Source organism: Plantactinospora sp. BC1, assembly GCF_003030345.1.
GTDB lineage: Bacteria > Actinomycetota > Actinomycetes > Mycobacteriales > Micromonosporaceae > Plantactinospora.
The window spans coordinates 2556141-2580568 of sequence record NZ_CP028158.1; the positions used below are offsets into that span (position 1 = coordinate 2556141).

General features: G+C 73.6%; 21 protein-coding genes. 14 read left to right on the top strand and 7 right to left on the bottom strand.

Features of this window, described 5'->3' with window-relative positions:
* Window positions 1-12 precede the first annotated feature (12 nt).
* The 3 genes from C6361_RS10820 to C6361_RS10830 all read left to right on the top strand — a co-directional run bounded on the left by C6361_RS10820 (window position 13) and on the right by C6361_RS10830 (window position 7968).
* A complete protein-coding gene (locus C6361_RS10820) occupies window positions 13-1719 on the top strand; it encodes a substrate-binding domain-containing protein (protein ID WP_107267653.1) in 1707 nt (568 codons plus the stop codon).
* Window positions 1716-6773 carry an alpha-(1->3)-arabinofuranosyltransferase family protein gene (locus tag C6361_RS10825; protein WP_107270880.1) on the top strand — a complete coding sequence of 1686 codons (5058 nt, stop codon included), beginning with the start codon at window positions 1716-1718 and terminating at the stop codon, window positions 6771-6773. The genes C6361_RS10820 and C6361_RS10825 overlap by 4 nt, the downstream gene beginning before the upstream one ends.
* A 106-nt stretch (window positions 6774-6879) precedes the next feature.
* Window positions 6880-7968, top strand: a complete 1089-nt coding sequence (locus C6361_RS10830; RefSeq protein ID WP_107267654.1) for a DUF3068 domain-containing protein — start codon at window positions 6880-6882, stop codon at window positions 7966-7968.
* Between the two features lie 269 nt (window positions 7969-8237).
* On the opposite strand, the gene nagA is transcribed toward C6361_RS10830, so the two are convergent.
* The 3 genes from nagA to C6361_RS10845 form a co-directional block, all read right to left on the bottom strand.
* Entirely contained in the window at window positions 8238-9359 is a 1122-nt protein-coding gene (gene nagA / locus C6361_RS10835) for an N-acetylglucosamine-6-phosphate deacetylase (RefSeq protein ID WP_107257500.1), read from the bottom strand.
* Between the two features lie 148 nt (window positions 9360-9507).
* Entirely contained in the window at window positions 9508-10473 is a 966-nt protein-coding gene (locus tag C6361_RS10840) for an ROK family protein (RefSeq protein WP_304598547.1), read from the bottom strand.
* 11 nt (window positions 10474-10484) lie between these two features.
* Window positions 10485-11414 (bottom strand): SIS domain-containing protein, encoded by a 930-nt coding sequence (locus C6361_RS10845; protein WP_107267655.1) that lies wholly within the window; start codon window positions 11412-11414, stop codon window positions 10485-10487.
* A gap of 224 nt (window positions 11415-11638) precedes the next feature.
* Here C6361_RS10845 and C6361_RS10850 point away from each other — a divergent pair, with 224 nt between their 5' ends.
* The 3 genes from C6361_RS10850 (at window position 11639) to C6361_RS10860 (ending at window position 13857) form a co-directional block, all read left to right on the top strand.
* Window positions 11639-12424 carry a DeoR/GlpR family DNA-binding transcription regulator gene (locus C6361_RS10850; protein ID WP_101369278.1) on the top strand — a complete coding sequence of 262 codons (786 nt, stop codon included), beginning with the start codon at window positions 11639-11641 and terminating at the stop codon, window positions 12422-12424.
* Between the two features lie 68 nt (window positions 12425-12492).
* Window positions 12493-13164 (top strand): hypothetical protein, encoded by a 672-nt coding sequence (locus tag C6361_RS10855; protein WP_159079283.1) that lies wholly within the window; start codon window positions 12493-12495, stop codon window positions 13162-13164.
* 177 nt (window positions 13165-13341) lie between these two features.
* Window positions 13342-13857 (top strand): hypothetical protein, encoded by a 516-nt coding sequence (locus tag C6361_RS10860; protein WP_159079284.1) that lies wholly within the window; start codon window positions 13342-13344, stop codon window positions 13855-13857.
* A gap of 33 nt (window positions 13858-13890) precedes the next feature.
* Here the strand turns inward: C6361_RS10860 and C6361_RS10865 are convergent, their stop codons facing one another.
* Both C6361_RS10865 and C6361_RS10870 read right to left on the bottom strand, forming a co-directional pair.
* Complete coding sequence (locus C6361_RS10865; protein ID WP_107267658.1) at window positions 13891-14541, bottom strand: response regulator transcription factor; 651 nt, start codon at window positions 14539-14541, stop codon at window positions 13891-13893.
* Window positions 14538-15686: a sensor histidine kinase gene (locus tag C6361_RS10870; RefSeq protein ID WP_159079285.1), complete on the bottom strand. Its 1149-nt coding sequence runs from the start codon at window positions 15684-15686 to the stop codon at window positions 14538-14540. The genes C6361_RS10865 and C6361_RS10870 overlap by 4 nt, the downstream gene beginning before the upstream one ends.
* Window positions 15687-15840: 154 nt before the next feature.
* Between C6361_RS10870 and C6361_RS10875 the strand changes: the two genes are divergently transcribed.
* The 4 genes from C6361_RS10875 (at window position 15841) to C6361_RS10890 (ending at window position 19516) form a co-directional block, all read left to right on the top strand.
* Window positions 15841-16728 carry a hypothetical protein gene (locus C6361_RS10875; protein WP_107267660.1) on the top strand — a complete coding sequence of 296 codons (888 nt, stop codon included), beginning with the start codon at window positions 15841-15843 and terminating at the stop codon, window positions 16726-16728.
* A gap of 98 nt (window positions 16729-16826) precedes the next feature.
* Window positions 16827-17840 (top strand): ATP-binding cassette domain-containing protein, encoded by a 1014-nt coding sequence (locus tag C6361_RS10880; protein WP_107267661.1) that lies wholly within the window; start codon window positions 16827-16829, stop codon window positions 17838-17840.
* Window positions 17837-18853, top strand: coding sequence for an ABC transporter permease subunit (locus tag C6361_RS10885; RefSeq protein ID WP_107267662.1), 1017 nt, complete (start codon window positions 17837-17839; stop codon window positions 18851-18853). The genes C6361_RS10880 and C6361_RS10885 overlap by 4 nt, the downstream gene beginning before the upstream one ends.
* 231 nt (window positions 18854-19084) lie before the next feature.
* Window positions 19085-19516 (top strand): DUF3263 domain-containing protein, encoded by a 432-nt coding sequence (locus tag C6361_RS10890; RefSeq protein WP_107267663.1) that lies wholly within the window; start codon window positions 19085-19087, stop codon window positions 19514-19516.
* Between the two features lie 36 nt (window positions 19517-19552).
* On the opposite strand, the gene C6361_RS10895 is transcribed toward C6361_RS10890, so the two are convergent.
* Complete coding sequence (locus C6361_RS10895) at window positions 19553-19765, bottom strand: hypothetical protein (protein ID WP_107257510.1); 213 nt, start codon at window positions 19763-19765, stop codon at window positions 19553-19555.
* Between the two features lie 306 nt (window positions 19766-20071).
* On the opposite strand from C6361_RS10895, the gene C6361_RS10900 reads away from it, so the two are divergent.
* From C6361_RS10900 to C6361_RS10910, 3 genes are all read left to right on the top strand, one after another.
* Window positions 20072-20905 (top strand): hypothetical protein, encoded by an 834-nt coding sequence (locus C6361_RS10900; protein WP_234359442.1) that lies wholly within the window; start codon window positions 20072-20074, stop codon window positions 20903-20905.
* Between the two features lie 91 nt (window positions 20906-20996).
* Window positions 20997-21593, top strand: coding sequence for a DUF4291 domain-containing protein (locus tag C6361_RS10905; RefSeq protein WP_107263752.1), 597 nt, complete (start codon window positions 20997-20999; stop codon window positions 21591-21593).
* A gap of 198 nt (window positions 21594-21791) precedes the next feature.
* Complete coding sequence (locus C6361_RS10910) at window positions 21792-22310, top strand: GNAT family N-acetyltransferase (RefSeq protein WP_107263753.1); 519 nt, start codon at window positions 21792-21794, stop codon at window positions 22308-22310.
* A gap of 77 nt (window positions 22311-22387) precedes the next feature.
* Here C6361_RS10910 and C6361_RS10915 read toward each other — a convergent pair whose 3' ends face one another.
* Window positions 22388-22822: a hypothetical protein gene (locus C6361_RS10915; protein WP_107257511.1), complete on the bottom strand. Its 435-nt coding sequence runs from the start codon at window positions 22820-22822 to the stop codon at window positions 22388-22390.
* Between the two features lie 200 nt (window positions 22823-23022).
* Between C6361_RS10915 and C6361_RS10920 the strand changes: the two genes are divergently transcribed.
* Window positions 23023-24333, top strand: a complete 1311-nt coding sequence (locus C6361_RS10920; RefSeq protein ID WP_107263754.1) for a helix-turn-helix transcriptional regulator — start codon at window positions 23023-23025, stop codon at window positions 24331-24333.
* Window positions 24334-24428 lie beyond the last annotated feature (95 nt).

Consider the following 24428-nt stretch of genomic DNA (forward strand, 5'->3'; position numbering starts at 1 on the left):
TGAGGAGGACGCGTGGCGAACGGCGGCCTGCGGACCCGGCCGGAGTTCTGGCCGGTCCTGCTCCTGAGCGGCGCGCTGGTCGCGGTGCTCGGCGGTTGGGGTGCGAGCACATATCTGGAGCGGACCCGGCAGGAACCGCCCTGCGCGAAACGGACCACCCTCCGGATCGCGGTGGCGCCGAGCGTCGAGCCGCCCGCCCGACAGGTCGCGCGCGACCTGGTCGCCCGGGAACGCTGCCTCGACGTCCTGGTGCAGCCACGCGAGTCCGCGGACGTGCTGCGCGACCTCACGACGCGGGCGGCCGACGCTGCCGTACCCGGCACACCGACGAACCCGCCGCCCAGCACGGCCACGGCGACGGCCACCGCTCCCCCCGACGCCTGGTTGCCGGAGTCGACCCTGTGGCTGCGCCGGGCGCGCGCCGCCGGGGCCTTCCAGGTGCCGGCAGAGGGCGTCTCCGTGGCGAGTACCCCGGTCGTGCTGTCGCTCGACGTGCGGTCCCACGCGCGGCTCAGCCGCGACCGTACCCTCGGCTGGGCCACGCTGGTCGCCGCCGAACGACCACCGCTGCCCGTCGCGCTGCCCGACCCGACGGCCAGCCCGCTCGGCTTCGGCGCGCTGGTGGCCGTCCGGGCGCTCGCCGACACCGCCCAACCGTCCGCCGGCGCGGCGGCGATCATGCGTCGACTGGCGGCCCGTACCGTGCCGTTCCCCGGTGCGCACCCCGTGCCCACCGGCCCCGGTGCGGCCGAATCCGCTGTCGTCAGCACCGAGCAGGACGTCCTGCTGGCCGCCGTCGAGGGCGGCACGCGCCAGGTCGCCGTCTACCCGCCTCGGCCCGTGCCCGGCCCGGACTACCCGTACGCGATCCTCACCGCCGGTGCGGCCCGCGAGGGCGCCGCCGCCTTCCTGCGCGGGATGCTCGCCGCCGAGGGTGCGGCGGCGGTGACCGGCCACGGCCTGCGTACCCCGAGCGGCGGGCCGCCGGCCGGCATCACCGCAGGCAACGGGATCCGCACCGGGACGTACCCGCCGGTGCCCCTGCCCGCCGAGGCGGACGCGACCGCGCTGATCAACGCGTGGGGCGGGGTGCACATCAGCGCCCGGATGCTGGCGGTCCTGGACATCTCCGGTTCGATGGCCGCACGGTTGCCGGGTTCGGCGGAGACCCGGATCTCCGCCACGATCAAGGCCGCCCAGGACGGTGCTGAACTGCTTCTCGGCACCACCGAACTCGGCGTCTGGGAGTTCTCCACCAACCTGGACGGCGAGCGTGACTACCGCGAGGTGATACCGGTGGGTCCGGTCGGCCCGCGCCGCGCGGAGATCGCGAAGGCGCTCGACCGGGTACGCGTCAAGCCGAACGGCGCGACCGGACTCTACGACACGACTCTCGCCGCGTACCGCGACGCGACCCGGAACTGGACCGCCGGGCGGATCAACATGGTGCTGGTCCTGACCGACGGCAAGGACGACAACGCGAGCGGGATCAGCCGCGCCAAGCTGCTGGACGAGCTGGCCAGGTTGCGCGACAAGCGCCGTCCCCTGCCGATCCTGTTCATCGGCGTCGGCCCGGAGATCGATCCGGACGAACTCCGACAGATCGCCCGCGCCACGGGTGGCCGGGTGGCACTGACCCCGCGACCGTCCGGCATCCAGCAGATCTTCTTCTCCGCGCTGGCCGAGTTCAGCTGCCTGCCGCCGAAGTGCCGCCGATGACGGCCAGCACGCGGGACCGCGTCTCCCGGCCGACCCCGGCCCGACCGGCAGACGCGACCGGCGGGGCCGATCCGGTGGGCCGTCGCCGGCGGCGTCTCGCGACCTCGGCGGGCGCGCTCCTCCTCGTGGTGCTCGCCGTGGTGCAGCGCCCCGGCCGGACCACCTTCGACACCAAGCTGGACCTGGCCGTCGACCCGATCGGGTTCATGGCCCGGGCGCTGCACCTGTGGAACCCGGAGGCGGCCTCGGGGGAGCTGCAGCAGCAGGCGTACGGCTACCTGTTCCCGATGGGCCCGTTCTTCGCCGCCGGTGACCTGCTCGGCCTGCCCCCGTGGGTGACCCAGCGAGCCTGGAGCGCGCTCCTGCTCTGCGCCGGATACCTCGGCGTGGTGCTGCTCGCCCGGGCGCTGCGGATCGGTACGGAGCCCGGGCGGCTGCTGGCCGGGCTGGCCTACGCGCTCGCACCCCGGATGCTGACCGAGATCGGCCCCCTCTCCGCGGAGATGCTGCCGGTGGTCGCGCTGCCATGGGTGTTGCTGCCGTTGGTGGCGGTGCGCCGCATCGGCTCGGCCCGGCGTGCGGCGGCCCTCTCCGGGCTGGCCGTGCTCTTCATGGGCGGAATCAACGCCGCCGCCACCGTGATGGCGCTGGTGCTGCCCGTCCTCTGGCTGGCGACCCGGCGCTGGGACCGGCACCTGGCGGTGCTCGGCGCCTGGTGGTGCGTCTTCGTGGCGGGCGCGACCCTCTGGTGGGTGGTGCCGCTGCTGCTCTTCGGGCAGTACAGCCTGCCGTTCCTGGACTACATCGAGTCGTCTGTGACGACCACCGCGGTGACCTCGCTCTTCCAGGCCGTACGCGGCACCAACCAGTGGGTCGGCTACATCGTCCAGGGCGAACCGTGGTGGCCGGCCGGCTGGATGCTCGTCGACAACCCCGTACTGATGGTCACGACCGCGCTGGTCGCGTTGGTCGGCCTGGTCGGGCTCGCGCTGCGCGGCCTGCCCGAGCGCCGGTTCCTCGTCCTCGGCGTGCTGACCGGGCTGACCCTGCTGACCGTCGGCTACCTCGGCACCCTGGACAGCCCGTTCGCCCCGTTCGTCCGCGACCTGCTCGACGGGCCACTCGCGCCGCTGCGCAACGTGCACAAGTTCGAGCCGGTGCTGCGGCTGCCGCTGCTGCTCGGCCTCGCGCACGCGGCCAGCCGCCGGATCGCCCGACCCCGGGTACGGATCCCGGTGGCGCCGGTCGTGGCGGCCCTGCTGATCGTCGCGTCCGCGCCCGCCTGGTTGCTCATGCTGCGGCCGGGTCCGGGCTGGACGGACCTGCCCGGGCACTGGCGGCAGGCGGCCGACTGGCTCGCCGCCCAGGATTCCCGGGCGCGCACGCTGGTCGTCCCCGGATCAGGGTTCGCGCAGCACACCTGGGGCCGGACGGTCGACGAGCCGATCCAGCCGCTGGCCGGCGCCCCCTGGGCGACCCGGCACCAGATCCCGCTCGGCTCCGAGGGCAACATCCGGGTGATGGACACCGTCGAGGCGGTCCTCGCGCAGGGCCGTGGCTCACCGGCGCTCGCCGACTTCCTCGCCCGCTCCGGCTACCGCTACCTGCTGGTCCGGCACGACATCGACCGGGCGGCCAGCGGCGCCCCGCCGGTCGCGGTCATCCGGCAGGCGATCGCGAACTCCCCCGGGCTGCGGCGGGCCGCGTCGTTCGGTCCGACGGTGGGCGTCGACGATCCGCAACGCAGTCCCGTCGACGCGGCCGAGTCCGTACCGGTGATCGAGATCTTCGCCGTTGACCGTGCGGTCCCCACCGTGTCAGCGTCGGCCCGCGCCGACGTGCCGGTGGTCAGCGGCGGGCCGGAGTCGCTGCTCGGGGTGATCGAGCAGGGGCTGCTCGACCCCCGGCAGCCGGTCCTGCTGACCGGCGACGCGGAGTCCGCCGACGCGACCGGCCCGCGGATCGTCACCGACGGGCTGCGTCGACGCGAGCTGAACGTGGGCCGGATGCGTGACAACGTCAGCCACACCCTGACCGCCGACGAGGCGACCCAGCAGGGACGGCTCCGCAGCGACCTGCTGCCGTTCGCCCCCGCCGGGCATCAGACCGTTGCCGCGTACGAGGGCATCCGTTCGGTGGACGCGTCCAGCGGCGCCAGCTTCGCCGACTCGCTCGGCGGCACCGAGCCGTCCTACCTCCCGTTTGCGGCGCTCGACGGCGACCCCACCACCGCCTGGCGTTCCGACCCGTTCGAACCCGCCCCGGGCCAGTGGCTGGAGGTCACCCTGGACACGCCGCGCCGGGTCACCGAGGTGACCGTGGACTTCTCCGACGACCTGCGGGCGGCGCTCCCGGTCGGGCTGGTGCGGGTCGGCACCGACCAGGGCGAGGTCGACCGGGCGGTGCCGGACACCCCCGGGCCACACCGGCTCGAGACGCTCCCCGGCCTGACCACGACCGTACGGGTGACGGTGCTCGCCCTTCGCCAGGGCTACAGCGGCGGCCCGGTGGCACTGCGCGAGCTCGGCGTTCCGGGGCTGACGGCCCACCGTGCCCTGCGCGCGCCGGCCGACCTGAGCGGGGGGCCGGCACCGGCGTACGCGTTCGGCCGTGCCCCGCAGGAGCGCGGCGCCTGCTTCACCGGCTCGGCCGGCCTCCGCTGCGACCAGTTCCTGGCCCGCTCGGGCGAGGAACCGCTGGGCGTGGACCGGTTCTTCGCCACGCCGGTGCCAGCGAGGTACTCGCTGAGCCTGACCGCGCGACCGCGCGTGAACGGGTCGATGCCGGTGCGGCGCCCGGTGACCGCGTCGGCCTCGTCGGTGCTCGCCGGGGACGTCTCGGTCGGCGCGGGCGCGGCGGTGGACGGCGATCCGGCCACGGCGTGGCTCGCGGAGCCGGTCGACGAACGGCCGACGCTGCGCCTGCGCTGGAACGAGCGTCGGACGATCGACCGGCTGCGACTGGTCGCGCCGACGGCGCCGGTCTCCGCCGTGCCCCGGCAGGTCGTGCTGCGTACCGGGACCGGTGCGACCAGCGCGCCGGTCGGCGCGGACGGCTGGATCCGCTTCCCGAGGTCGACGACCGACCGGCTGGACGTCACGGTGACCGGGTTCGACGGCGCGGTGGCCGACTCCCGAGGCAGCGCGTGGCCGGCACCGGTCGGCGTCGCCGAGGTCGAGGTTCCCGCGCTCGCCGACCTCCTGGCGCCGGCCGATGCCGACCCACCGGTGTCGGTGCCGTGCGGCGACGGGCCGACGGTGACGCTCGACGGCGTCGGGTACCCGACGTCGGTCTCCGGCACCCTCGCCGACCTGCGCGCCGGCCGGTCGCTCGCGGTGACCGTCTGCGACGACTTCGCCAGCGAATGGGTGCAGCTCCCCGCCGGCGAACACCGCCTGCGTACGGCCCCGTCGGCCGAGTTCGTCGTGGACTCGGCGGCGCTCGTGCCGGCCGGGACCGGCCCGGCGGCGTCCACCCGGTCCCGCGACGTGCGGGTCGACAGGTGGAAGGCCACCGAACGGACGGTCACGATCGGCGCGGGCGAGGCGGCGCTGCTCGTCGTACCGGAGAACTTCAACGCCGGCTGGACCGCCACGCTGGGCGGAGAGCGGCTGCGGGCCGAACGGGTCGACGGCTGGCAGCAGGCGTTCGAGGTGCCGGCCGGTGCCGGTGGCACCGTGACGCTGAGCTTCGCCCCGGACCGGCCCTACCGGGTCGGGCTGGCGGCCGGCGCCGCCGCCGTGCTCCTCGTCGGACTCGCCGCGCTTCCGGTGGCCCGACGCCGCCGACCGGCCGACGGCCCGGCGACGGAACTGTCGTCGGGTGCCGGTGGCTGGTGGATCGTGGTGCCGCTGGTGGCGCTCGCGGTCGCCCTCGGCGGTGCGGCCGCGACCGCGCTGCTGCTCGCCGCCATGCTGGTACGCCTGCTGCGCCCGGGTGCACTGCCGGGGATAGCCCTGGTCGCCGGTACCGGCGGCATCGTGGCGGCCGTCCTCGGCCGCATGCTGGGGCACGGGCAGGAGTGGGTGCATGGTGCCGTGGTGCAGACGGCGATGCTCACGGCGGTGTGCGCCGTCGCGGCGACCGTGGCGCCGACCGTCGGCCGCCCGTCCAGGTCCGACACCGGCTCCGACACCGACACCGACACCGGCTCCGGCTCTGACACCGACACCGAACTGCGGCCGGAGCCCGGGCCGTCGCCGGACCCGGAGCAGCCGGAGCCGGAGCAGCCGGAGCCGTCGCCGGAGCAGCCGGACGAGCGGCCGGAGCGGCCGGAGCGGCCGGAGCGGCCGGACGAGCAGCGGCACCGGGCGACGCTCGGTCGGTCGATCGCGCTGTTCCGGGGGTTCCTGCACGAACAGTCCGACCCCGACCGGTTCTACTCGCTGCTCGCCGACGACTCCGTGCGCCAACTGAGGTCCTATGTGGACCTGGCTGGAGCGCGGGTCCTCGACGTGGGTGGCGGCCCCGGCTACTTCGCCACCGAATTCCGCAGGGCCGGCGCGGCGTACGTCGGGCTGGACCCGGCCGTCGGTGACTTCGCCGCGGCCGGTGCCGCCGTGTCGGGCATGGTGCGGGGCAGCGGGACCGCGCTGCCCGTGCGGTCCGGCGGGGTGCAGGTCTGCTACTCGTCCAATGTGCTCGAACACGTCGCCGAGCCCGAGGCGATGCTGGACGAGATGGTCCGGGTGACCCGGGCGGGCGGCACCGTTTTCGTGTCGTTCACCCCGTGGCTGTCCCCGTGGGGCGGCCACGAGACGTCGCCGTGGCACTTCCTGGGTGGCGAGCGGGCCCGACGGCGCTACCTGCGCCGTAACGGCCGGGAGCCGAAGAACCGGGTCGGGCACACCCTCTTCCCGGTCAGCGCCGCGCGGGCGATGCGGTGGGCCAGGGCGGCCCGGCGCGCCGGCGTGATCGAGATCGTCGACGTGCTGCCCCGGTACCACCCGGGGTGGGCGCGCTGGGTGGCCCGAGTCCCGGTGTTACGGGAGACGTTCAGCTGGAATTTCACCATCGTGCTGCGCAAGACGGCAAAACCCGACGATCGGGAGTAGGAACAAGCCGCGCAGGGGTCGCATCCGGATGTGACTCGGTAGTAACCTCTGGCAGCCGGCAAGCAGTCCGCCTGCCGAATATCCGTTCCTGAATCGTGGAGGCACTATGAGGTCCCGCGTCATCGGCGCGGCGCTGTTCGGCGTCGGTGTTCTCGCGTTGGTCTTCGCTGGCGGTCTCGCGTTCGTCGTGGCACCCCAGGTGGACCGTCTGCCGTACGACCTGGAACGCACCCAGTCCGTCGCCGAAGCGCCCAACGCCCGATTCCTGCAGATCACCGAGGGTAAGGCGGAGGTGAACCAGGGCACCCTGCGTTCGACCATCACCGTGCAGCCGGACGCCAAGGAGACCGCGAAACTGGAGGGCCCGCTCGACGGCGACGCCGTGGTGTGGCTGGTCGGCCAGGAGGTCATCCGCACCGACACCAAGGCCCTGATCAGCGCCTACAGTACGTCGCTGGCACTCGATCGGAAGACCGGCGCCGCCCTGCCGTGGAACAAGCAGTGGCTCGACACCGGCAACAACCGGCAGAGCGTCAGCTACTCGGGCCAGATCTACAAGTTCCCGTTCGGCACCGAGAAGAAGACGTACGACATCTTCGACCGGGACATCAACGCCTCCCAGCCGGCGCGCTTCGTCAAGACCGAGGAGATCAAGGGGCTGGAGACGTACCAGTTCACCCAGGAGATCCGCGACGCGACGCAGGAGCTGCCGGCCGACCGCCTCCAGCTCCTGGCGAGTCAGTTGCTGCCCGGCGCCACCACCAGCCAGGTCCGCTACAGCAACACCCGCTCCGTGTGGGTGGAGCCGACCACCGGCCAGTTCATCAAGGTGCAGGAGGCGCAGCGCAAGAGCCTCGTCGGCAACAACGGGCAGGAGGCGGTCATCCTCGACGCGGTCTTCACCTACACCGACGACACGATCGCGCGCAGCGCCGAGGCGGCCGGCTCCAACCGGCAGCTGCTCCAGATGGTCAAGCTGTGGGGCCCGCTCGCGCTCCTGGTCATCGGCCTGGCCCTGGTGATCGTCGGGCTCCTCAAGGCACTGCGCCGTCCCCGCGCGGCGGCGGTCGGCGACACCGTCCCCGAGCCCCGCTCCGGTCGCCACGCCGCCGACAAGGTGTCGACCGGGGCCGGCAAGCCGGAACGTGCGGCGCCGTCGGCCGATCGCGGCCGGCAGCAGAATTCCGACGGGTAGCACGCCGGTGCCCTGAGGTGCCGACCCGACCGGGACGGCACCTCAGGGGGCAACCTTCTGAGCGGCCATCGCGCCACCCTCGCCGCACCGCCGCACCGCCGCACCGCCGCACCGCCGCACCGCTGCACGGCATGCGCGACCGCGGGCGGGTGGTCGGCCGCGGAGGAAGTCCTTCGCAGCGGTCCCTCGGCGCCCCGGCCGGGGGCTCCGCGGCAGTCGATGCGGTGTCGATGCACCCGCACCTCGCAGGCAGCGAGGCAAGCAGCGAGCTACTCGACCCACTCGCCGCCGCGCATCACCTGGACGACGTTCAGGTCGTCGTCCAGCACCACCAGGTCGGCCCGCCAGCCGGGCAGCAGCGCACCCCGCCGGTCGCCGAGCCCGATCGCCCGGGCCGGGGTGGTCGCGGCCATCCGGCAGGCGTCCACCATCGGGATCCCGGCCGCCACCGCCGCGCGCAGCGCCGCGTCCATGGTCAGCACGCTGCCGGCGATCGCCCCCGGCGAGGAGTCGGCGGTGGCCAGCCGGACGGTACCCTCGGCCACCACCACCGGCTGGCCGCCCAGCTCGTACTCGCCGTCGGGCATCCCGGCCGCCGCCATCGCGTCGGTGATCAGGGCGGCCCGGTCCGCGCCGGCCACCCCGGCGGCGAACGCCAGGGTGCCCTGGTGCAGGTGTACGCCGTCGGCGACCAGCTCGCAGACCACGTTGGGGGAGCCGAGCAGCGCGAAGACCGGTCCCGGCTCCCGGTGGTGTGCGCTGGGCATGCCGTTGAAGAGATGCGTCGCCACGGTCGCCCCGGCGATCACCCCGGCACCGGTCTGCTCGTACGTGGCGTCGGTGTGCCCGATCGCCGCGACGACCCGGCGGGAGACGAGCAGCTCGATCGCGGCCAGCGCGCCGGGCAGCTCGGGGGCGATGGTGACCATCCGGACCGTACCGTCGCCGAGGGCGAGCAGCTCGGTCAGCTCGTCCAGGGAGGGGTCGCGGAGGAACTTCGGGTTCTGCGCCCCGCAGCGCACCCCGGACAGGTAGGGCCCCTCGTAGTGCACGCCGGCCAGTACGCCCTCCTTGACCAGCGGGGCGAACGCCTCAGTGGCGTCCCGCATCAGCTCGTACGGCGAGCTGACCAGGCTGGCCAGGATGCTGGTGGTGCCGTGCGAGAGATGGAATCCGGCGGCGGCCCGGGCCTCGTCGGCGTCCCCGGTGGTGAAGGTGTGCCCGCCGCCCCCGTGGCTGTGCATGTCCACGAAGCCGGGCACGATCCAGTGCCCGTCCCGGATCGACGGATATTCGGCGACCGCCGAGATCCGCTCGCCGTCCAGCTCCACACAGCCCTGCCGGATCACGCCGGTCGGGGTTACCACCTTGCCACTGACCCGGACGGTCATGTCGTCTCCTCGCTGTGCTGGTCGTCGCCATGACGTATCAGACCGATCCGACCGACGACGTCTGGCTCGGTCATGTCGTCGTTCCTCTCCCGCCCGTCCGGGCCGGGACGGCTCGCGTCGGGCGGGCCGGGGAGGGCCGCGCGGCCACTCACGGTCGGTTCATCGCGTCGAGGGCGAGCAGGGCGGCGCCGAGGGAGCCGGCCTCGTCGCCGAGGGCCGCGCGGAGCAGCCGGGGCTCGGTCTGGAACGTCAGTCGTTGCCGCAGCGCCACGCCGAGCGGGTCGAGCAGGTCGGCGCCGGCCTCGGCCAGCCCGCCACCGAGCACGACGACCTCGGTGTCGTAGAGCGCCTGGGCGATGGCGAGCCCGTCGGCGAGGGCGTCGACCGTCTCCCGCCACACCAGGCTCGCGGTCTCCTCGCCGCCGGTCGCCCGGGTGACCACCTCGGCGGCGGTCGCCGGAAGACCGGTCAGCGCCGTGTAGCGCCGGCCGACGGCGGCGGCCGAGGCGACCGCCTCCAGGCAGCCGAGCCGGCCGCAGCCGCAGCGCGGCCCGTCGGGGCGTACGACGACGTGGCCCAGCTCGCCGGCGGCGCCGTGCGCGCCCGCGAAGGCCGACCCGTCCACCACGTGCGCGGCGGCGATCCCGGTGCCGATGGCGAGGAAGAGCACGTGCCGGGTGCCCCGTCCGGCGCCGAGCCGGGCCTCGGCGAGGCCGCCGGAGCGCACGTCGTGGCCGAGCGCCGAGGGCAGGCCGAGCCGCGCGGTGACCAGCTCCCGCAGGGGTACGTCCCGGAAGCCCAGGTTCGCCGACCAGACCGCCCGGCCGGTGGCCTCGTCGACCACCCCGGGCACGGCGAGCCCGACCGCGAGCGGGGTCAGCCCGTCGGCCCGCGCCTTTCCGGCGAGCCCCTCGGCGACGTCGAGGATGCGCTCCACCACGGCCGCCGGACCGTGCTCGGCCAGGGTGTGGTGCCGTTCGGTGTGCGCGACCCGGCCGTCGGTCCGGACCAGGGCGCACTTCATCCCGGTCCCGCCGACGTCGAGCGCGACGACCACACTCCCGTCCTGGCCGTTGCCACCGGTCGGTGTGCCGGCGCCGGTGGTCGCCGGCACGGCGGGGTCGGTCACGCGAGCACCACGGACCGGCGCAGGTGCCGGGGCGCGTCCGGGTCGAGGCCGCGCCCCTCGGCCAGGGCGACCGCGAAGCGCTGGGCCAGGATCAGGTCGGCCATCGGGTCCAGCGGCGGCCGGCCCGCCGCCCAGCCGCCGATCACGGCGTGCACGTTGCTGGTCCGGCTGTGCACGAACGCCGCCCCGGTGGCCGCGATGTCCTCGGCCAGCCCGTCGGGGACCTCGCCGAACGCCCAGACCAGCCGGCCCGGTCCGGCGATCGAGATCGGGCCGTGCCGGTAGTCCATCGCCGGGTACGCCTCGGCCCAGGCACCGGCCGCCTCGCGGCACTTGAGCGCCGCCTCGTGGGCGATCCCGACCGTCCAGCCCCGGCCGAGGAAGGTGATCTGCTCGACCCGGGCGGGGTCGAACGGCAGCGGGGCGCGTACCGCGACCTCGGCGTCGGCGGCCAGCGCGGTGATGCCGGTGCCGAGGTGGGCCCGGAGCAGGGCCAGGGCGCTGGTGGCGAACCGGGTCTGCACCACGGAGCGCTCATCGGCGAAGGGCAGCGCGATGCTCTGCTCGGCGAGTTCCGTGGCCGGGGAGTCCGGATCTCCGACGATCACGGTGCTCGGCCGGCGCCCGCGCAGCGCGGCGAGGACGTCCAGCACCTCGGTGGTGGTGCCGGAGCGGGTGATCGCCAGGACCCGGTCGTACCGGCGGTCGAGCGGGAACTCGGAGGCCTGGAAGGCGTCGGTCTCGCCGTGTCCGGCGCGCTCGCGCAGGCTGGCGTAGGCCATCGCCATGAACCAGGAGGTGCCGCAGCCGACCACGGCGACCCGTTCGCCGGGCCGGGGCAGTGCGGCGGTCGAGTCGGCGGCCTGGGTGGCGGCCTGTCGCCAGCACTCGGGTTGGCTGGCGATCTCCGCGTCGACGTGGCCCATCGCAGCTCCTCGCGGGCGGGAGACCGCACCGGCGGGGCGGCGCCATGTGACGGCGGACCGGCCTGCGCAATACGGCTCGGTTTGACGATCTTTCGCGCGTCATTCTGCGCGAAAGACATCGGTCGTGGCAACCGCGCGCAGCTTTGCGCAGAACAAAGTTTTGCGGCTGCGCGTTTCGCGCACTATTGTGCACGGAATCTCCGCGACGAAGCTGGAGGCCCGAGGTGGACCGCTATGCGAGATGGAACGCGCTGCTCGAACTGCTGACCGACACCGGTCGGGTCAGCGTGGAGGACGCCGCCGCCCGGCTGGACGTCTCGCAGGCGACCATCCGGCGTGACTTCGACCAGCTCGCCCAACAGCAGATGATCACGCGTACCCGGGGTGGGGCGGTCGCCAACGGCGTCTCGTACGACCTCCCGCTGCGCTACAAGACCGCCAAGCACTCGGCCGAGAAGCAGCGGATCGGCGCCGCCGCCGCAGCCCTGGTCGCCCCGGGCATGGTGGTCGGGCTCAACGGCGGTACCACCACCACCGAGGTGGCCCGGGGGCTGGCCGTACGGCCGGACCTGAACAGCAGCGCCGACGGTGCCCAGTTGACCGTGGTGACCAACGCGCTGAACATCGCCAACGAGCTGCTGGTCCGGTCCAGGATGAAGATCGTGGTGGCCGGCGGGGTGGTCCGGCCGCAGTCCTTCGAGCTGGTCGGCCCGCTCGGCGGCGCGCTGCTCCGCGAGGTCACCCTGGACGTGGCGCTGCTCGGGGTTGACGCCATCGACGTGCAGCTCGGCGCGGCGGCGCACCACGAGGGCGAGGCGTCGATGAACAACCTGATGGTGGCCCGGGCCAAGCGGGTCGTGATCATCGCCGACTCGTCCAAGCTGGGCGGGCACGCCTTCGCCCGGATCTGCCCGATCGAGCGGGTCGAGACCCTGGTCACCGACTCCGGCGCCGACCCGGCGACCCTCCAGGCGTTCCGGGACGCGGGCGTCAACGTCGTCTGCGCGTGACCCATCGAGGCGGTACCGCTCTTCCGGCCGCTTGACACGGTACGGCTAATCTCATTAGCTAGTGAGCTATGAAGCATCCTAATGCTGTCGTACCCCCGGCGCCGGCCGCCGTCCGTACCCGGGCCGGTGCGGTTCTGTTCGCCGCCACCGGCGTGCTCTTCGTCCTCTATCCGGCCAGCCGGCCCTGGGACGACGAGTCCACCCCCGCCGGGGCGATCGCGGCGATGGGTTCCGCCGCCTGGGTCGCCTCGCACCTGTTCGCCATGATCGGCTTCATCCTGCTGCCGCTCGGGCTCCTCGCGCTGCGCCGGGCGGTCGACGGCACTCCGGGCGCCCGGCCCGCCGTCGCCGCGCTGCTGACCGGGTGGGTCGGCGCCGGGCTGGTCCTGCCGTACTACGGCGCCGAGGACTTCGGCCTGCACGCCCTCGCCCGGGCAGCCGCCGACGGTCAGCGGTTCGACCTGCTCGCCGTGGTCGAGGCCGTACGCTTCGGCCCGGCCGCGAGCACCACCTTCGTGATCGGACTGCTCGCCCTGGGCGTCGGCGCGGTGCTGGCCGCGATCGCGGTCTGGCGGTCGGGCAGGCTGACCCGGTACGGCGGGATCCCGTTCGCGCTGGGCTTCGCCCTCTTCCTGCCGCAGTTCTTCACCCCCGCCGAGGTACGGATCGCGCACGGCGTACTCGTCGGGATCGGCTCGGCCTGGCTGGCCTGGGAGCTGTGGCGGGCGGAGACCCGGTAGGCCGGACGACTCAGCCGGACGACTCAGCCGCACGACGTCGCCAGATTCAGCCGGACGACTCAGTCGAAGGGTGGGCCGGGAGGGCGGCTCCGACCACCAACGGGCGATGTGGACGAACCCGGCATCGCCGTACGGTCGGCTCGGCCAATCCGGGTGAGCGAGGGTGAGGTGTTTCCGATGACCGGAGACGACGACCGGCGGCGGTTCCTGCGGCGTGCCGCCGGTGCCGGTGCGATGGCGATCGGCGCGGCGGTGACCGCGAGCGGGGTGGCGGTGGGCGCGGGCGGGGCTGCCGAGGCGTCCGCATCCGGGCGTCGCGGGCCGGACAGCCCGGTCGCGGGTACCTGGCGTGGTGTCGTCACGCTCCCGCACGAGCAGGAGGTGGCACTCTTCACCTTTCTGCCGGGCGGCTTCTTCCTCTCCTTCGCCCAGGGGATCCACATCGCCACCGGGCGCTGGGAGGCCACCGGGCGGCGTACCGTCACGTTCACCCTCTGGCAGGTGCTGCCCGAGGACCTGAAGGGGATGCCGCCGCGCTACAACGGCGAGGTCCGGGCGCTGCACCACGCCGAGGTACGCGGTGACACGCTGACCAGCCGGGGCAGCTACCGGGCCCTCGACATCGACGGCAACGAGCTCGGCCGGGGGCCGGTGACCGCCCGGGCCACCCGCTTCGACATCAGCACCTTCTGACCGGACGCACCCCGACCGGACGCACCGGCCGGTTCAGCGGACCAGGCCGGCGCGGTGCGCCAGGATCGCCGCCTGCACCCGGTTGCTGAGCTGGAGCTTGGCGAGGAGCCGACTCACGTGGCTCTTCACGGTGGCCTCGCTGAGGTGGAGCCGCCGGCCGATGTCGCTGTTGGTCAGTCCCTCGCCGAGCGCGACCAGTACCTCCCGCTCCTTGCCGGTCAGCACGTCGAGCCGGCGGAGGGCGTGCTGGCGGCCAGGGTCGGCCGGCTCGGCGAACCGGTGCAGCAACCTGCGGGTGACCTGCGGCGAGAGCATCGCGTCACCGGCGGCGGCACTGCGGACCGCGGCGGCCATCTGGTCGGCGGTGGCGTCCTTGAGCAGGAAGCCGACCGCGCCGTGCCGGAGCGCCGTCGCCACGTACTCGTCGAGGTCGAAGGTGGTCAGCACGACCACCTTCGGCGGCACCGCGAACCGGGCCAGCGCGGCGGTCGCGTCGAGCCCGTCGGCGCGGGGCATCCGGATGTCCATCAGTACGACGTCGGGGCGCAGGTCGCGCGCCTGGCGTACCGCCTCGTCCCCGTCGCCGGCCTCGCCGACCACCTCGATGTCGTCGTAGGCGTCCATGATGGTCCGGAGCATCGCCCGGACCATCCACTCGTCGTCCACCACCAGCAGCCGGATCACGCGCTGCCCTCCAGATGTGCCGCCAGGTCCGGGCCGGGCAGCGGCAGCCGGGCCGAGACCTCGAAGCCGCCGTCGGCGAGTCGACGGGTCTCCAGGGTGCCGCCGACCAGCCGGACGCGTTCGGCGATGCCGAGCAGCCCGTGCCCGCCGCCCGGCGCCACGGCCGGCGCGCTGGTGCCGCCGTCGTCCCGGACCACCAGCCAGAGTCCGTCGTCGTCCGAGCCGAGCGCCACCGTGGTGCGGGCGTCGTACGCGTGCTTGTGCACGTTGGTCAGCGCCTCCTGCACCACCCGGTAGACCGCGTGCTGCACCAGGGCCGGGGCGGTGAGCCCGGCCTCGACGCGGAGTTCGACCGCGTGCCCGAGCGCCCGGGACGCGGCCACCAACTCGGCCAGGTCGTCGAGGCCGGGCTGCGGGTGCAGCGGCACGGCGGCGCCGTCCCGCAGCACGCCGACCAGGGTACGCAGCTCGGCCAGCGCCTCCCGGCCGATGCCCTGGATCCGGCCGGCGATGCGCACCGCGTCCCGCCCCTGCGCCGACTCCAGCGCGGTGGCGTGCAGCACCATCAGCGCCACCCGGTGGGTGACCACGTCGTGCATGTCCCGGGCGATCTGGGCCCGCTCCTCGGCCCGGGCCTGGTCGATCCGGAGCCGCTCCTCCCGCTCGTTGCGCCGGGCGCGTTCCTCCAGGTTCGCCAGCACCTCCCGCCGGGACGACAGGTAGAGCCCGACCAGCACCGGCAGGATGCAGAGCGCGACGCTGAGCGGGGCGCCCGCGTCGCCGCCGTTGGACCGCCAGATCGGCCAGGCCACCGCGGCCACCATGACGGCGGTGAGCGCGACCCGCAGCCGGGCCGAGCGGAGGTGGGCGCCGAGGGAGTACTGCGCCAGAATCGTCGCCGGGTACGCCCCGACGACGGTCCAGCAGAGCAGCGCGGAGGCGTACAGCAGCAGGGGGCGGTCGCGCCGGACCAGTACGGCGAGCCCGGTGAGCACTCCGAGGGTCGCGTTGACGGCCAGCGGGGCGCGGTGGTCGACGATCGGGGAGCCCTCGAACAGCCCGGACTGGAACCCGTCCCAGACGCCGGCCAGTACGCAGACCGAGGCGAAGAGCAGGTCCACGGCGCGACGCTGGCGGGGACCCATGCCGGGGAAGTCTATGCAGCTCTGCTGCGGTGCGCCTCGGCCGTTGGATTCATCCGTTGGTAGCACTCGGCGGTCGGACCGGGCGACCATCGGCCGGCGAGGTGACTCATCTCGGCCGATGGCGGCCGGCTCCGCCGTACCTAGCGTCGGGGGCATGTCTCTCGATATCCGACCCGAGTCCACCGGCCCCGCCTCCGGCCGGTCCCGGCCGGCACCGGTCACCGTGCTGCACTGGGTCTTCGCCGGTTTCGCCGTACTGACCGTCGGGTCGCTGCTCGGCGGCTCCGACGTCGCCGTGCTCCGGGCGGCGGCCCTGGTCGGCTATCCGGTGGCGGCGCTGCTGTCGGTGGCCGCCGCGCTGCGGGGACCGGAGCGGGGTCGCCGGGTCACCATCGTGCTGCACCTGGTGATGGCGTTGGCGCAGTTCGTCTTCGGCATCCCGGCCCCGGTCGCGCTGCTCGGCATCCCGCTGTCGCTGACGATCCTGGCGGTGAGCCGGCCGAGGTTTCCCCGGATGTCGCCCCGGACCCGGAAGGTCTGGCTGGTCCTGCACGTCGGCTTCAGCGTCGGCTGGCTCGGCGTGGCGCTCACGATGACCGTACTGGCGATCGTCGGCAGCGCCGCCGACTCGCACGCGCTCCGGCACGGCGCGTACGAGGTGCTGCACGTCGTCGACCTGGCGGCGGCGATCCCGTCGATGTTCCTCGCCATCATCACCGGCCTGGTGGTCTCGCTCGGTACGAAGTGGGGTCTGGTCCGGCACTGGTGGGTGCTGGTCAAGTTCGCCATCTCGGTGAGCATCCCGCTGGTCGCCGGGACGGTGGAGAGTGCGCTCGCCGACGAGTTGGCGCTGCGTACGGTCGATCCGGCCGCCGTGCCGGGGTCCACCGGGGTGGCCCTGACGGCGTGTCTGGCCGCGTTCACGGTCGCGCTCTGGGTGGCCACCATCCTCTCCGTACTGAAGCCGTGGCCGCGTACCCGGTGGGGGCGGTCGGCGGATGCCCGGGAGCGGGCGGCGCGCCGGCAGGGAGCACTTCTCTGACCGAAGTAGCGTGTATAGCGCGGTAGCGTGCAAAGCGATGGTACGGTGTCGGTCGTTACCGGACGTGAGTGATGCCGGACACGACCAGAGAGGCCGAAATGGCTGCCGTACTGGAGATCGAAGGTCTGCGCAAGACCTACCGGAGCAGACGTCGGGGCACCCGGCAGGCGTTGGACGGCTTCGACATGCGGGTCGAGGCCGGCCAGGTGCACGGGTTCCTCGGCCCCAACGGTTCGGGCAAGACGACCACGCTGCGTACGCTGCTCGGGCTGATCCGGCCCAACGGCGGCCGGATGGCGATCCTCGGCCAGGAGGTGCCGGCGGCGCTGCCCTCGGTCGCCGGCCGGGTCGGCGCGATCGTCGAGAGTCCGCAGTTCTTTCCGCACTTCTCCGCCCGGGACACCCTCTCGCTGCTGGCCGGGGCCGGCGGCGTGCCGCAGACCCGGGTGATGGAGGTGTTGGAGCTGGTCGGGCTGCGGGAGCGGGCCAAGGACCGGGTCAAGACCTACTCGCTGGGCATGAAGCAGCGGCTCGCGGTCGCCTCCGCCCTGCTGAAGAACCCGAAGCTGCTGATCCTCGACGAGCCGGCCAACGGGCTCGACCCGGGCGGCATCCGGGAGATGCGCAGCCTGATGCGCGACCTCGCCGCCTCCGGCATGACCGTGGTGGTCTCCAGTCACATCCTCGGCGAGGTGCAGCTGATCTGCGACTCCGTCACCATCATCTCGCTGGGCCGCCGGGTCGCCGCCGGCCCGGTCGCCGAGGTGCTGGCCGAGCACTCCGGCGGCGGGCTGCGGGTCCGGCTGGAGGCGGTGACCGACCTGCCGGCCGCCGTCGACGTGCTGCGCCGGAGTGGCGCGCGGGTCACCCCGCACGACGACCACCTGCTGGTGTACGAGGTGGACAAGCCGGCCACCGTCACCCGTACCCTCGCCGCCGCCGACCTCTACGTCAGCGAACTGGCTCCGATCACCGTCGACCTGGAGAGCGTCTTCCTGGAGTTGACCGCCACCGCGCCGGTGCCGGGTCAGCACCGCCAGGTCGACCAGTCCGTGGTGGTCGACGGCACCGCCGGGACCGACTCCCGGGCGAACGGGGGGTGGGGAGTGTGAACCTCTACACCACGGAACTGCGCCGGCTCGCCAAGCGGCGGTTCGTCCGCTACCTGACCCTGGCCGGGCTGCTGGTGCTGGTCGCCGTCGCGGTCGGGATGTTCTTCACCAACCAGAAGATCGGCCCGACCCAGGTCGCCGCGGCGGAACGCGCGGCGGACCGGGACTACCAGCAGAACGTCGCGATGACCGAGCAGTACCGGGAGAACTGCGAGCGGGCGAAGGCGGCCGGTACCGCCGCCAAGGAGGGCTTCCCGGAGGACTGCGCGAGCATCCAGCCGCCGCCCCGGGAGGCGTTCCAGGGCGACTGGCACCTGCCGGCCACCTTCGACTTCCGTGAGGAGTTCGCCGCCACCATCACCACGCTCACCGCCGTACTCGCGCTGGTGGCGTTCGTCGGGGGCGCCTCGTTCGTGGGCGCCGAGTGGAGTACCGGCGGGATGATGAACCTGCTGCTCTGGCGACCGCAGCGGATCCGGGTACTCCTCACCAAGCTGGCCGCGCTGCTCTCCGCGCTGTTCGGCGTGACCGTGCTGGCCGGCGCACTCTGGACGGCGGCGTTCTGGGCGACCGGCAGCTTCCGGGGCAGCACCTCCGGGATGACCCCCGGGACCTGGGAGTCGTTCGGGCTGACCGGGCTGCGCGGGCTCACCCTGATCCTGGTGGCCGGGGTGCTCGGCTTCGGCCTGGCCTCGCTCGGCCGGCACACCGCGCTGGCGCTCGGCGGGGTGCTCGGGGTGATGGTGGTCGGGCAGTTCGGCCTCGGCGTCGTACTCGCGATGGCCCAGGTCAGGTTCATCGAGAGCTGGCTGCTGCCGACGTACCTGCTGGCCTGGATGGACAAGAAGGTCACGCTGAAGAACTGGGACGCCTGCCAGGCGTCGTTCAGCGGCGAGTGTGAACCGCTGACCAAGGACATCACCTGGCAGAACTCGTCGGTGCTGCTCGCCGTCGGGCTGCTGGTCGTGCTCGGCGGGGCGATCTGGTCGATGCGGCGGCGGGACATCACCTGACCCGGCACGGCGGCGGGTGACGGGGGTCGGGGGCGGCGGCCGGGGGCGCCGCCCCCGGCGGCCCGCCCTCGAAAGGGGTGTCGAACAGCGGTGCGGCGCTGCGGCCGGGGGCCGGTCGGGGGCCGGTCGGGGGTGACGGTTGTCGCCCGTGCCGACCGGTGCGGTCCCGGCCGGGCGTCGGTAGGCTGGTGAGCCCCAGGTCGTGCCCTGTTCTACCCCCGGAGGAGCGCCATGCGGAACGCCTCTGCTCCGGCCGACGACGAGGCGGACGACGCCGTCGGGCAGGCTGAGGCGGGCGACGTTGCCGGGCACACTGAGGCGGACGACGCCGCCGGGCACGCCGAGGTCGCCCACGTCCCGCAGCCACGGTCCGCGCCCGGTGCCGAGGCGCCGGAGGTACCCGGGATTCCCGCCCCGGCGCCGCCGGCCGACCCGGCACTGTCCGAGCGGGAGCGTGAGATCCTCGCCTTCGAGCGGCGCTGGTGGAAGCATGCCGGCGCCAAGGAGCAGGCGATCCGGGACGCCTTCGACCTCTCCGCCACCCGTTACTACCAGATCCTCAACGGGCTGCTGGACAATCCGGCCGCGCTGGAGGCCGAGCCGATGCTGGTCGCCCGGCTCCGGCGGCTGCGCGCGGCCCGCAGCCGCAACCGCCGCCGCTGACCCGCCCCGCCACGGAGGCGGCGCCGCCGCGCCGGACTACTTCTCGTAGGTACGCAGCCCGTTGCCGAGCGCGATGAAGGTCGGCGCCCACTCGCCGATGAAGATGCCCCAGCGGTCGGCGCGGTCGATACCGGCGCTCTCCATCTGCTTCGACAGGCACCAGCTCAGGAACGACAGCCCGATGCTGGCCGCTCCCGCCATGTACATGTGTTCGGCCCGCAGGCCCATCCGGTGCAGGTGTTCCAACATCTGCGTCCCCCCTCGCGTCAAGCCCTCGGTACCGACGCTACCGTCGGTAATCGTCGCTGGTCGGCGAGTTTCCCGGATGAGTCCACGGATCCGGCACCGGGTGTTACGCCGGCTGCCTGCCACCGGACCCGGCGCGACGGGGCGGGCGGGTCGAACTGCCCGCCGACCCGTCGATTCCCGCCGGGGCGGGCGTCGCCGCACGGTAGACAGGAGGGGAGAACCACCCGTCGTACCGCCGGGAGCCGCCGATGACACCGTCAGGCCGCCGATGACACCGCCAGACCGGGGCCGGCCGGAGCCGGTCCGATGATGCTGGTCCGGTCGGCCTCGGCACCCGCGCCGGGGCGGCTGGAGAACGAGGACCACGTCTTCCGGTACGGGGACCTGGTCGGCGTACTCGACGGGGCGACGGTGCCGGACGGCTTCGACACCGGCTGCGTACACGGACCGGGCTGGTACGTCCGGCGGCTCGCGGCGCGGCTCGGGCTCGCCGCCGCCGACCGGCCCGCCGCCGCGCTGACCGGCAACCTCGCCGCCGCGATCCTGGCGGTACGCGCCGACCACGGCGGCGCCTGCGACCTCGACCATCCCGGCACCCCGTCGGCGACGGTCTGCCTGCTGCGGCACGGTGCCGATCACGTCGACTACCTGGTGCTCTGCGACAGCCCACTCGTGCTCGACCTCGGCGCGCGGGTCCAGGTGATCTCCGACGAGCGGTTGCGGACGGCAATGGCCGACCTGCGGCAGAAGGCGGAGCTGGCCCGGGTCGGCGGTGAGCCGGACCCGGCGACCCGGTTCCGCCGGGCGGTGGCGTTGCAGCGGGAGCAGATGAACCGGACCCACGGCTACTGGGTGGCCGCCGCCAACCCGGACGCGGCGTACCACGCGGTCGCCGGGAGCCTGCCGCTGCACGGTCCGGAGCGGGTCCGCCGGGCCGCGCTGCTCACCGACGGGGCCTCGGTCGCGGTCGAGCAGTTCGGGCTCTTCGACTGGCGTGGCCTGCTCGACCTGCTCAGCGAGGCCGGGCCGGGCGAGCTGATCCGCCGGGTCCGGCTGGTCGAGGCCGGTGACGGCCAGCGCCGCAGCGGCTTCAAGCGGCACGACGACGCGACCGCCGTACTCTGCGAGTTCGAGGACTGAGCGCCGGTCCGGGTCGGGCACCGGCTCGGCGGCGCGGGTGCCGGGTGAAACCGGGTGGCGGCCGGCCTCGGGTACGGCGACGATCGGCGTCGTGTCGATTCCACAGCGGCAGGTCCGGGCCGGCTTCACCGACGAGACGATCACGGTCTACCAGGCGTACCCGCCGTCGATCGCCGAGCCGGCGCTGCTTGCCGGCCGGTTCGTGGCCCCGTTCAAGCGGGAGCGGATGACCTGGATCAAGCCGTCCTTCCGGTGGATGATGTACCGCTGCGGCTGGGCGGAGAAGCCCGGTCAGGAGCGGGTACTCGCGGTCGAGATCACCCGGGAGGGTTTCGAGTGGGCGCTGGGCCACGCCTGCCTGAGCCACTACGACCCGGACCGGTACCCGAGCCGGGCGGACTGGGCCGCGCTCCTCAAAACCAGCCCGGTACGCGTGCAGTGGGATCCGGAGCGCTCGCTGGAGCTGACACCGCTGCCGTACCGGTCCCTCCAGGTCGGGCTGAGCGGCCCGGCCGTCGCCCGGTACGTCGACGAGTGGATCGTCGGCCTTAGCGACGTCACCGCGACCGCGCGGGCGATCCGGGCGCACCTGCGGGCCGGCGAGCGGGACGCGGCCGCCGCGCTGCTCCCGGCCGAACGGCCGTACCCGCTGCCGGAGCCGGTGGCGGCGGTCGTCGGCGCGTCCTGACCGGAGCGGCACTGATCCGTCCGCCCTTCCGATTCCGTGCCCGATGTCCGAAATGGTGCGGGTCGGCCGGCCGGCGCCGTGGGCGGCACGACCAGCCAGTCGGTGAGGGGGTCGCCCGGTCGGGTCGGGGTGGTCCGAACGGAGCGGGTCTGCCAAACCAGTGGACGCGGCGGCGACGCGGCGAGAAACATCGGGTTCGTGACCCGTGAGATACGGCTGACGCCGGTAGACGAGCAGAATCTCGAACCGCTGCTGTCGGTGGCGGTCGCCGAGACCGAACCGGACGAGGTGATGCCGCCGGTCGAGGCTCCCGCCGGCTGGTCGCAGGCCCGGCGCGACGCGTTCCGGGAGTTCCACCGGGCGAACTTCGGCGGCCTGGGCGGGCCGACCGGCAGCCTGATGTACGCGATCGTCCAGGACGGTGACGTGGTGGGGATGGCCCGGCTGGGCCGGCACGCCGAGCCGGGCACCCTGGAGACCGGGATATGGCTCGGCAAGTCCAGCCGGGGGCAGGGGATCGGGCTGATCGCACTGCGGCTGCTGCTCGCCGAGGCGGTCGAGGCCGGCGCCCGGCGGGTGGTGGCCGAGACGCGGGCGGACAACCTGCCGGCGCTGAACCTGCTGCGGCGGTGCGGCGCGGTGCTGGGTCAGGACGGTGTGGCGGTCCGGGCGGAGATCCGGCTCGGCGTCGGCGAGGACGCCGTCGGGGTCTGGTGACCCGTACCGTCGGCTCGTGCGCCGAACCCCCGGATCGTGCGCCGTACCCGGCCGGCCGGGACGCCGCGTCGGGCGGATCAGTCGAGCAGCAGCGTGTAGCCCAGGGTCAGCACGATCAGGGTCGCCGGGATCGCCAGCACGTGCGGGGCGACGAGGGTACGCCAGTATCCCGGCACCTCGTCCCGGTAGTGCGCCACGCCCATCTCCAGCGGCCGTACGTCGGGCGCCTCGGCACCGTCGAGCAGCCGGCGGGCGACCGCCGCGTGCAGCCGCCGGAAGAGGCGCTCCTGGCGTAGGTAGTAGGCGTCCAGTCCCCAGAAGATCACGGCGGGCGCCAGTGCCACCACCGCGAGCAGGCGCAGGTTCTGGCCCTGTGTGCCGAGCACGGTGAAGACGATGGAGACCAGCGTGACGGACCAGCCCCGGATCACGAACGAGTGCTGGGACATCCGGGCGATCGTCGCCTGCACGTCGGCGAGGTGGCGCAGCCGGAGTTCGTCCTCGTCCGCCAAGTACGCCTCCTGAGGGTCGCCGGCACGCTCCACCTGGTGCGCCGGTCCGGGGTGTCATCACAGTAGCGGAGATCCACAGTAGCGGAGATCCACATCGGTGGTGTGAACAGACGTCGCCTTCGTGGGCGGCGACGTTTGTGCTCGGCAGATAGTGTTGTCCACATCCTTTCGGGCCGGACAATGGAAACGCGGTGGTGGCCATGGTGGGCGAGGTGCCTGGTCCGATAACGTTCGCCGGAGAACTCCGCCGGCGGCGAACCGGGCAGGGATTCACCCTCACGGAGTTGGCCGGACGGATCAACTACAGCAAGAGCCATCTGAGCAAGATCGAGTCGGGCGTCAAACGGCCCAGTGTGGACCTGGCACGTCGATGCGATCAGGAACTGAATGCCGATGGTGCCCTCGCCCGTCTGGTCGACGCACCGTCGTACGATCCGCCGCCGGAGACAGCGACTCCGAGCGAGGTCTGGGTGATGCGGATGAATGCGGACGGCAGTGGTGAATTCACGGCTTTCGACCGGCGTACGGTGTTGACCGCCGCAGCCTCCATGATGAGTTGGGCGATTATTCCGGCACGGGGGCGCCCGCAGGCGGCGGATTTCGCCCTGCCGACCTTCCGGACCTGGCTCGACCAGATGCGTCTGCTCGGCCAGGGCGTCGACCCGGCGACGATGATTCACATGCTGGTCGGGGCCACCAACAGCATCCGGGCACTCGCCGCCGAGGCGCGGGGCGAGACCCGGGTCGCCGCGCTGCGCCTGGCGGCCCGGTTCGCGGAATACACCGGCTGGATGGCCCAGGAGCAGGGCGACGAGGGTGCGGCGTGGTGGTGGACCCAGCGCGCCGTCGACCTCGCCACGAGCGGCGGGGACCACGAACTGCCCACCTACGCCCTGGTCCGCCGGGCGGAGCTGGCGCTCTACCGGGACGACTCCCGCTCGGTGGTGGCCCTCGCCGAGCAGGCGGAGCAGCGGGCGTCCAGCAGCCGGGTCGCCGCCTTCGCCGCCCAGCGCGCCGCCCAGGGGTACGCCCTCGCCGGTGACGATCGCGCCTGTCGTCAGGCGCTCGACCGGGCGGCGACGCTGATGACGCACGCGGCCGGCGAGACGAGTGCCGAACCGGCGCTGGGCAGCCTCACCATGCGCGACCCGGTCGCCTTCACCACCGGCTGGTGCCTGTTCGACCTCGGGCGACCGGCCGAGTCCGCCGAGATCCTCGGTGCCGAACTCGACCGGCTCCCCGCCACCATGCACCGGACCCGCTCCCGGTACGGTGCCCGCCTCGCACTCGCGCTCGCCAACAGCGGGGAACTCGAACGGGCCTGCGAGGTCCTCCGGTCGGTGCTGGAGCAGGCCTCTACTGTCGACTCCGCGACTGTCCGGCACGACCTGCGGCACCTCAGCCGAACGTTGCGGCGCTGGCGTACCGAAGGTGCGGTCAACGAGGCCATGCCGCTCCTTCTGGACGTCCTTCGCAGAGACAATCAGCCACCTTCGGACTACCGGTTGTAATACGGCGGAGAGGTCGCCCCTGCCGACCGGTTCGTGGCCGGGTCGTCCCGGCCACGTCCGCTTCCGCTCGTTCGCCGTTGTCCGTCCACAAGGGT

Coding starts and splice junctions, on each gene's coding strand:
- C6361_RS10825 (WP_107270880.1), top strand. CDS start 1,716: ATGACGGCCAGCACGCGGGACCGCGTCTCCCGGCCGACCCCGGCCCGA.
- C6361_RS10830 (WP_107267654.1), top strand. CDS start 6,880: ATGAGGTCCCGCGTCATCGGCGCGGCGCTGTTCGGCGTCGGTGTTCTC.
- nagA (WP_107257500.1), bottom strand. CDS start 9,359: ATGACCGTCCGGGTCAGTGGCAAGGTGGTAACCCCGACCGGCGTGATC.
- C6361_RS10845 (WP_107267655.1), bottom strand. CDS start 11,414: ATGGGCCACGTCGACGCGGAGATCGCCAGCCAACCCGAGTGCTGGCGA.
- C6361_RS10855 (WP_159079283.1), top strand. CDS start 12,493: ATGAAGCATCCTAATGCTGTCGTACCCCCGGCGCCGGCCGCCGTCCGT.
- C6361_RS10860 (WP_159079284.1), top strand. CDS start 13,342: ATGACCGGAGACGACGACCGGCGGCGGTTCCTGCGGCGTGCCGCCGGT.
- C6361_RS10870 (WP_159079285.1), bottom strand. CDS start 15,686: ATGGGTCCCCGCCAGCGTCGCGCCGTGGACCTGCTCTTCGCCTCGGTC.
- C6361_RS10875 (WP_107267660.1), top strand. CDS start 15,841: ATGTCTCTCGATATCCGACCCGAGTCCACCGGCCCCGCCTCCGGCCGG.
- C6361_RS10880 (WP_107267661.1), top strand. CDS start 16,827: ATGGCTGCCGTACTGGAGATCGAAGGTCTGCGCAAGACCTACCGGAGC.
- C6361_RS10890 (WP_107267663.1), top strand. CDS start 19,085: ATGCGGAACGCCTCTGCTCCGGCCGACGACGAGGCGGACGACGCCGTC.
- C6361_RS10895 (WP_107257510.1), bottom strand. CDS start 19,765: ATGTTGGAACACCTGCACCGGATGGGCCTGCGGGCCGAACACATGTAC.
- C6361_RS10900 (WP_234359442.1), top strand. CDS start 20,072: ATGATGCTGGTCCGGTCGGCCTCGGCACCCGCGCCGGGGCGGCTGGAG.
- C6361_RS10920 (WP_107263754.1), top strand. CDS start 23,023: ATGGTGGGCGAGGTGCCTGGTCCGATAACGTTCGCCGGAGAACTCCGC.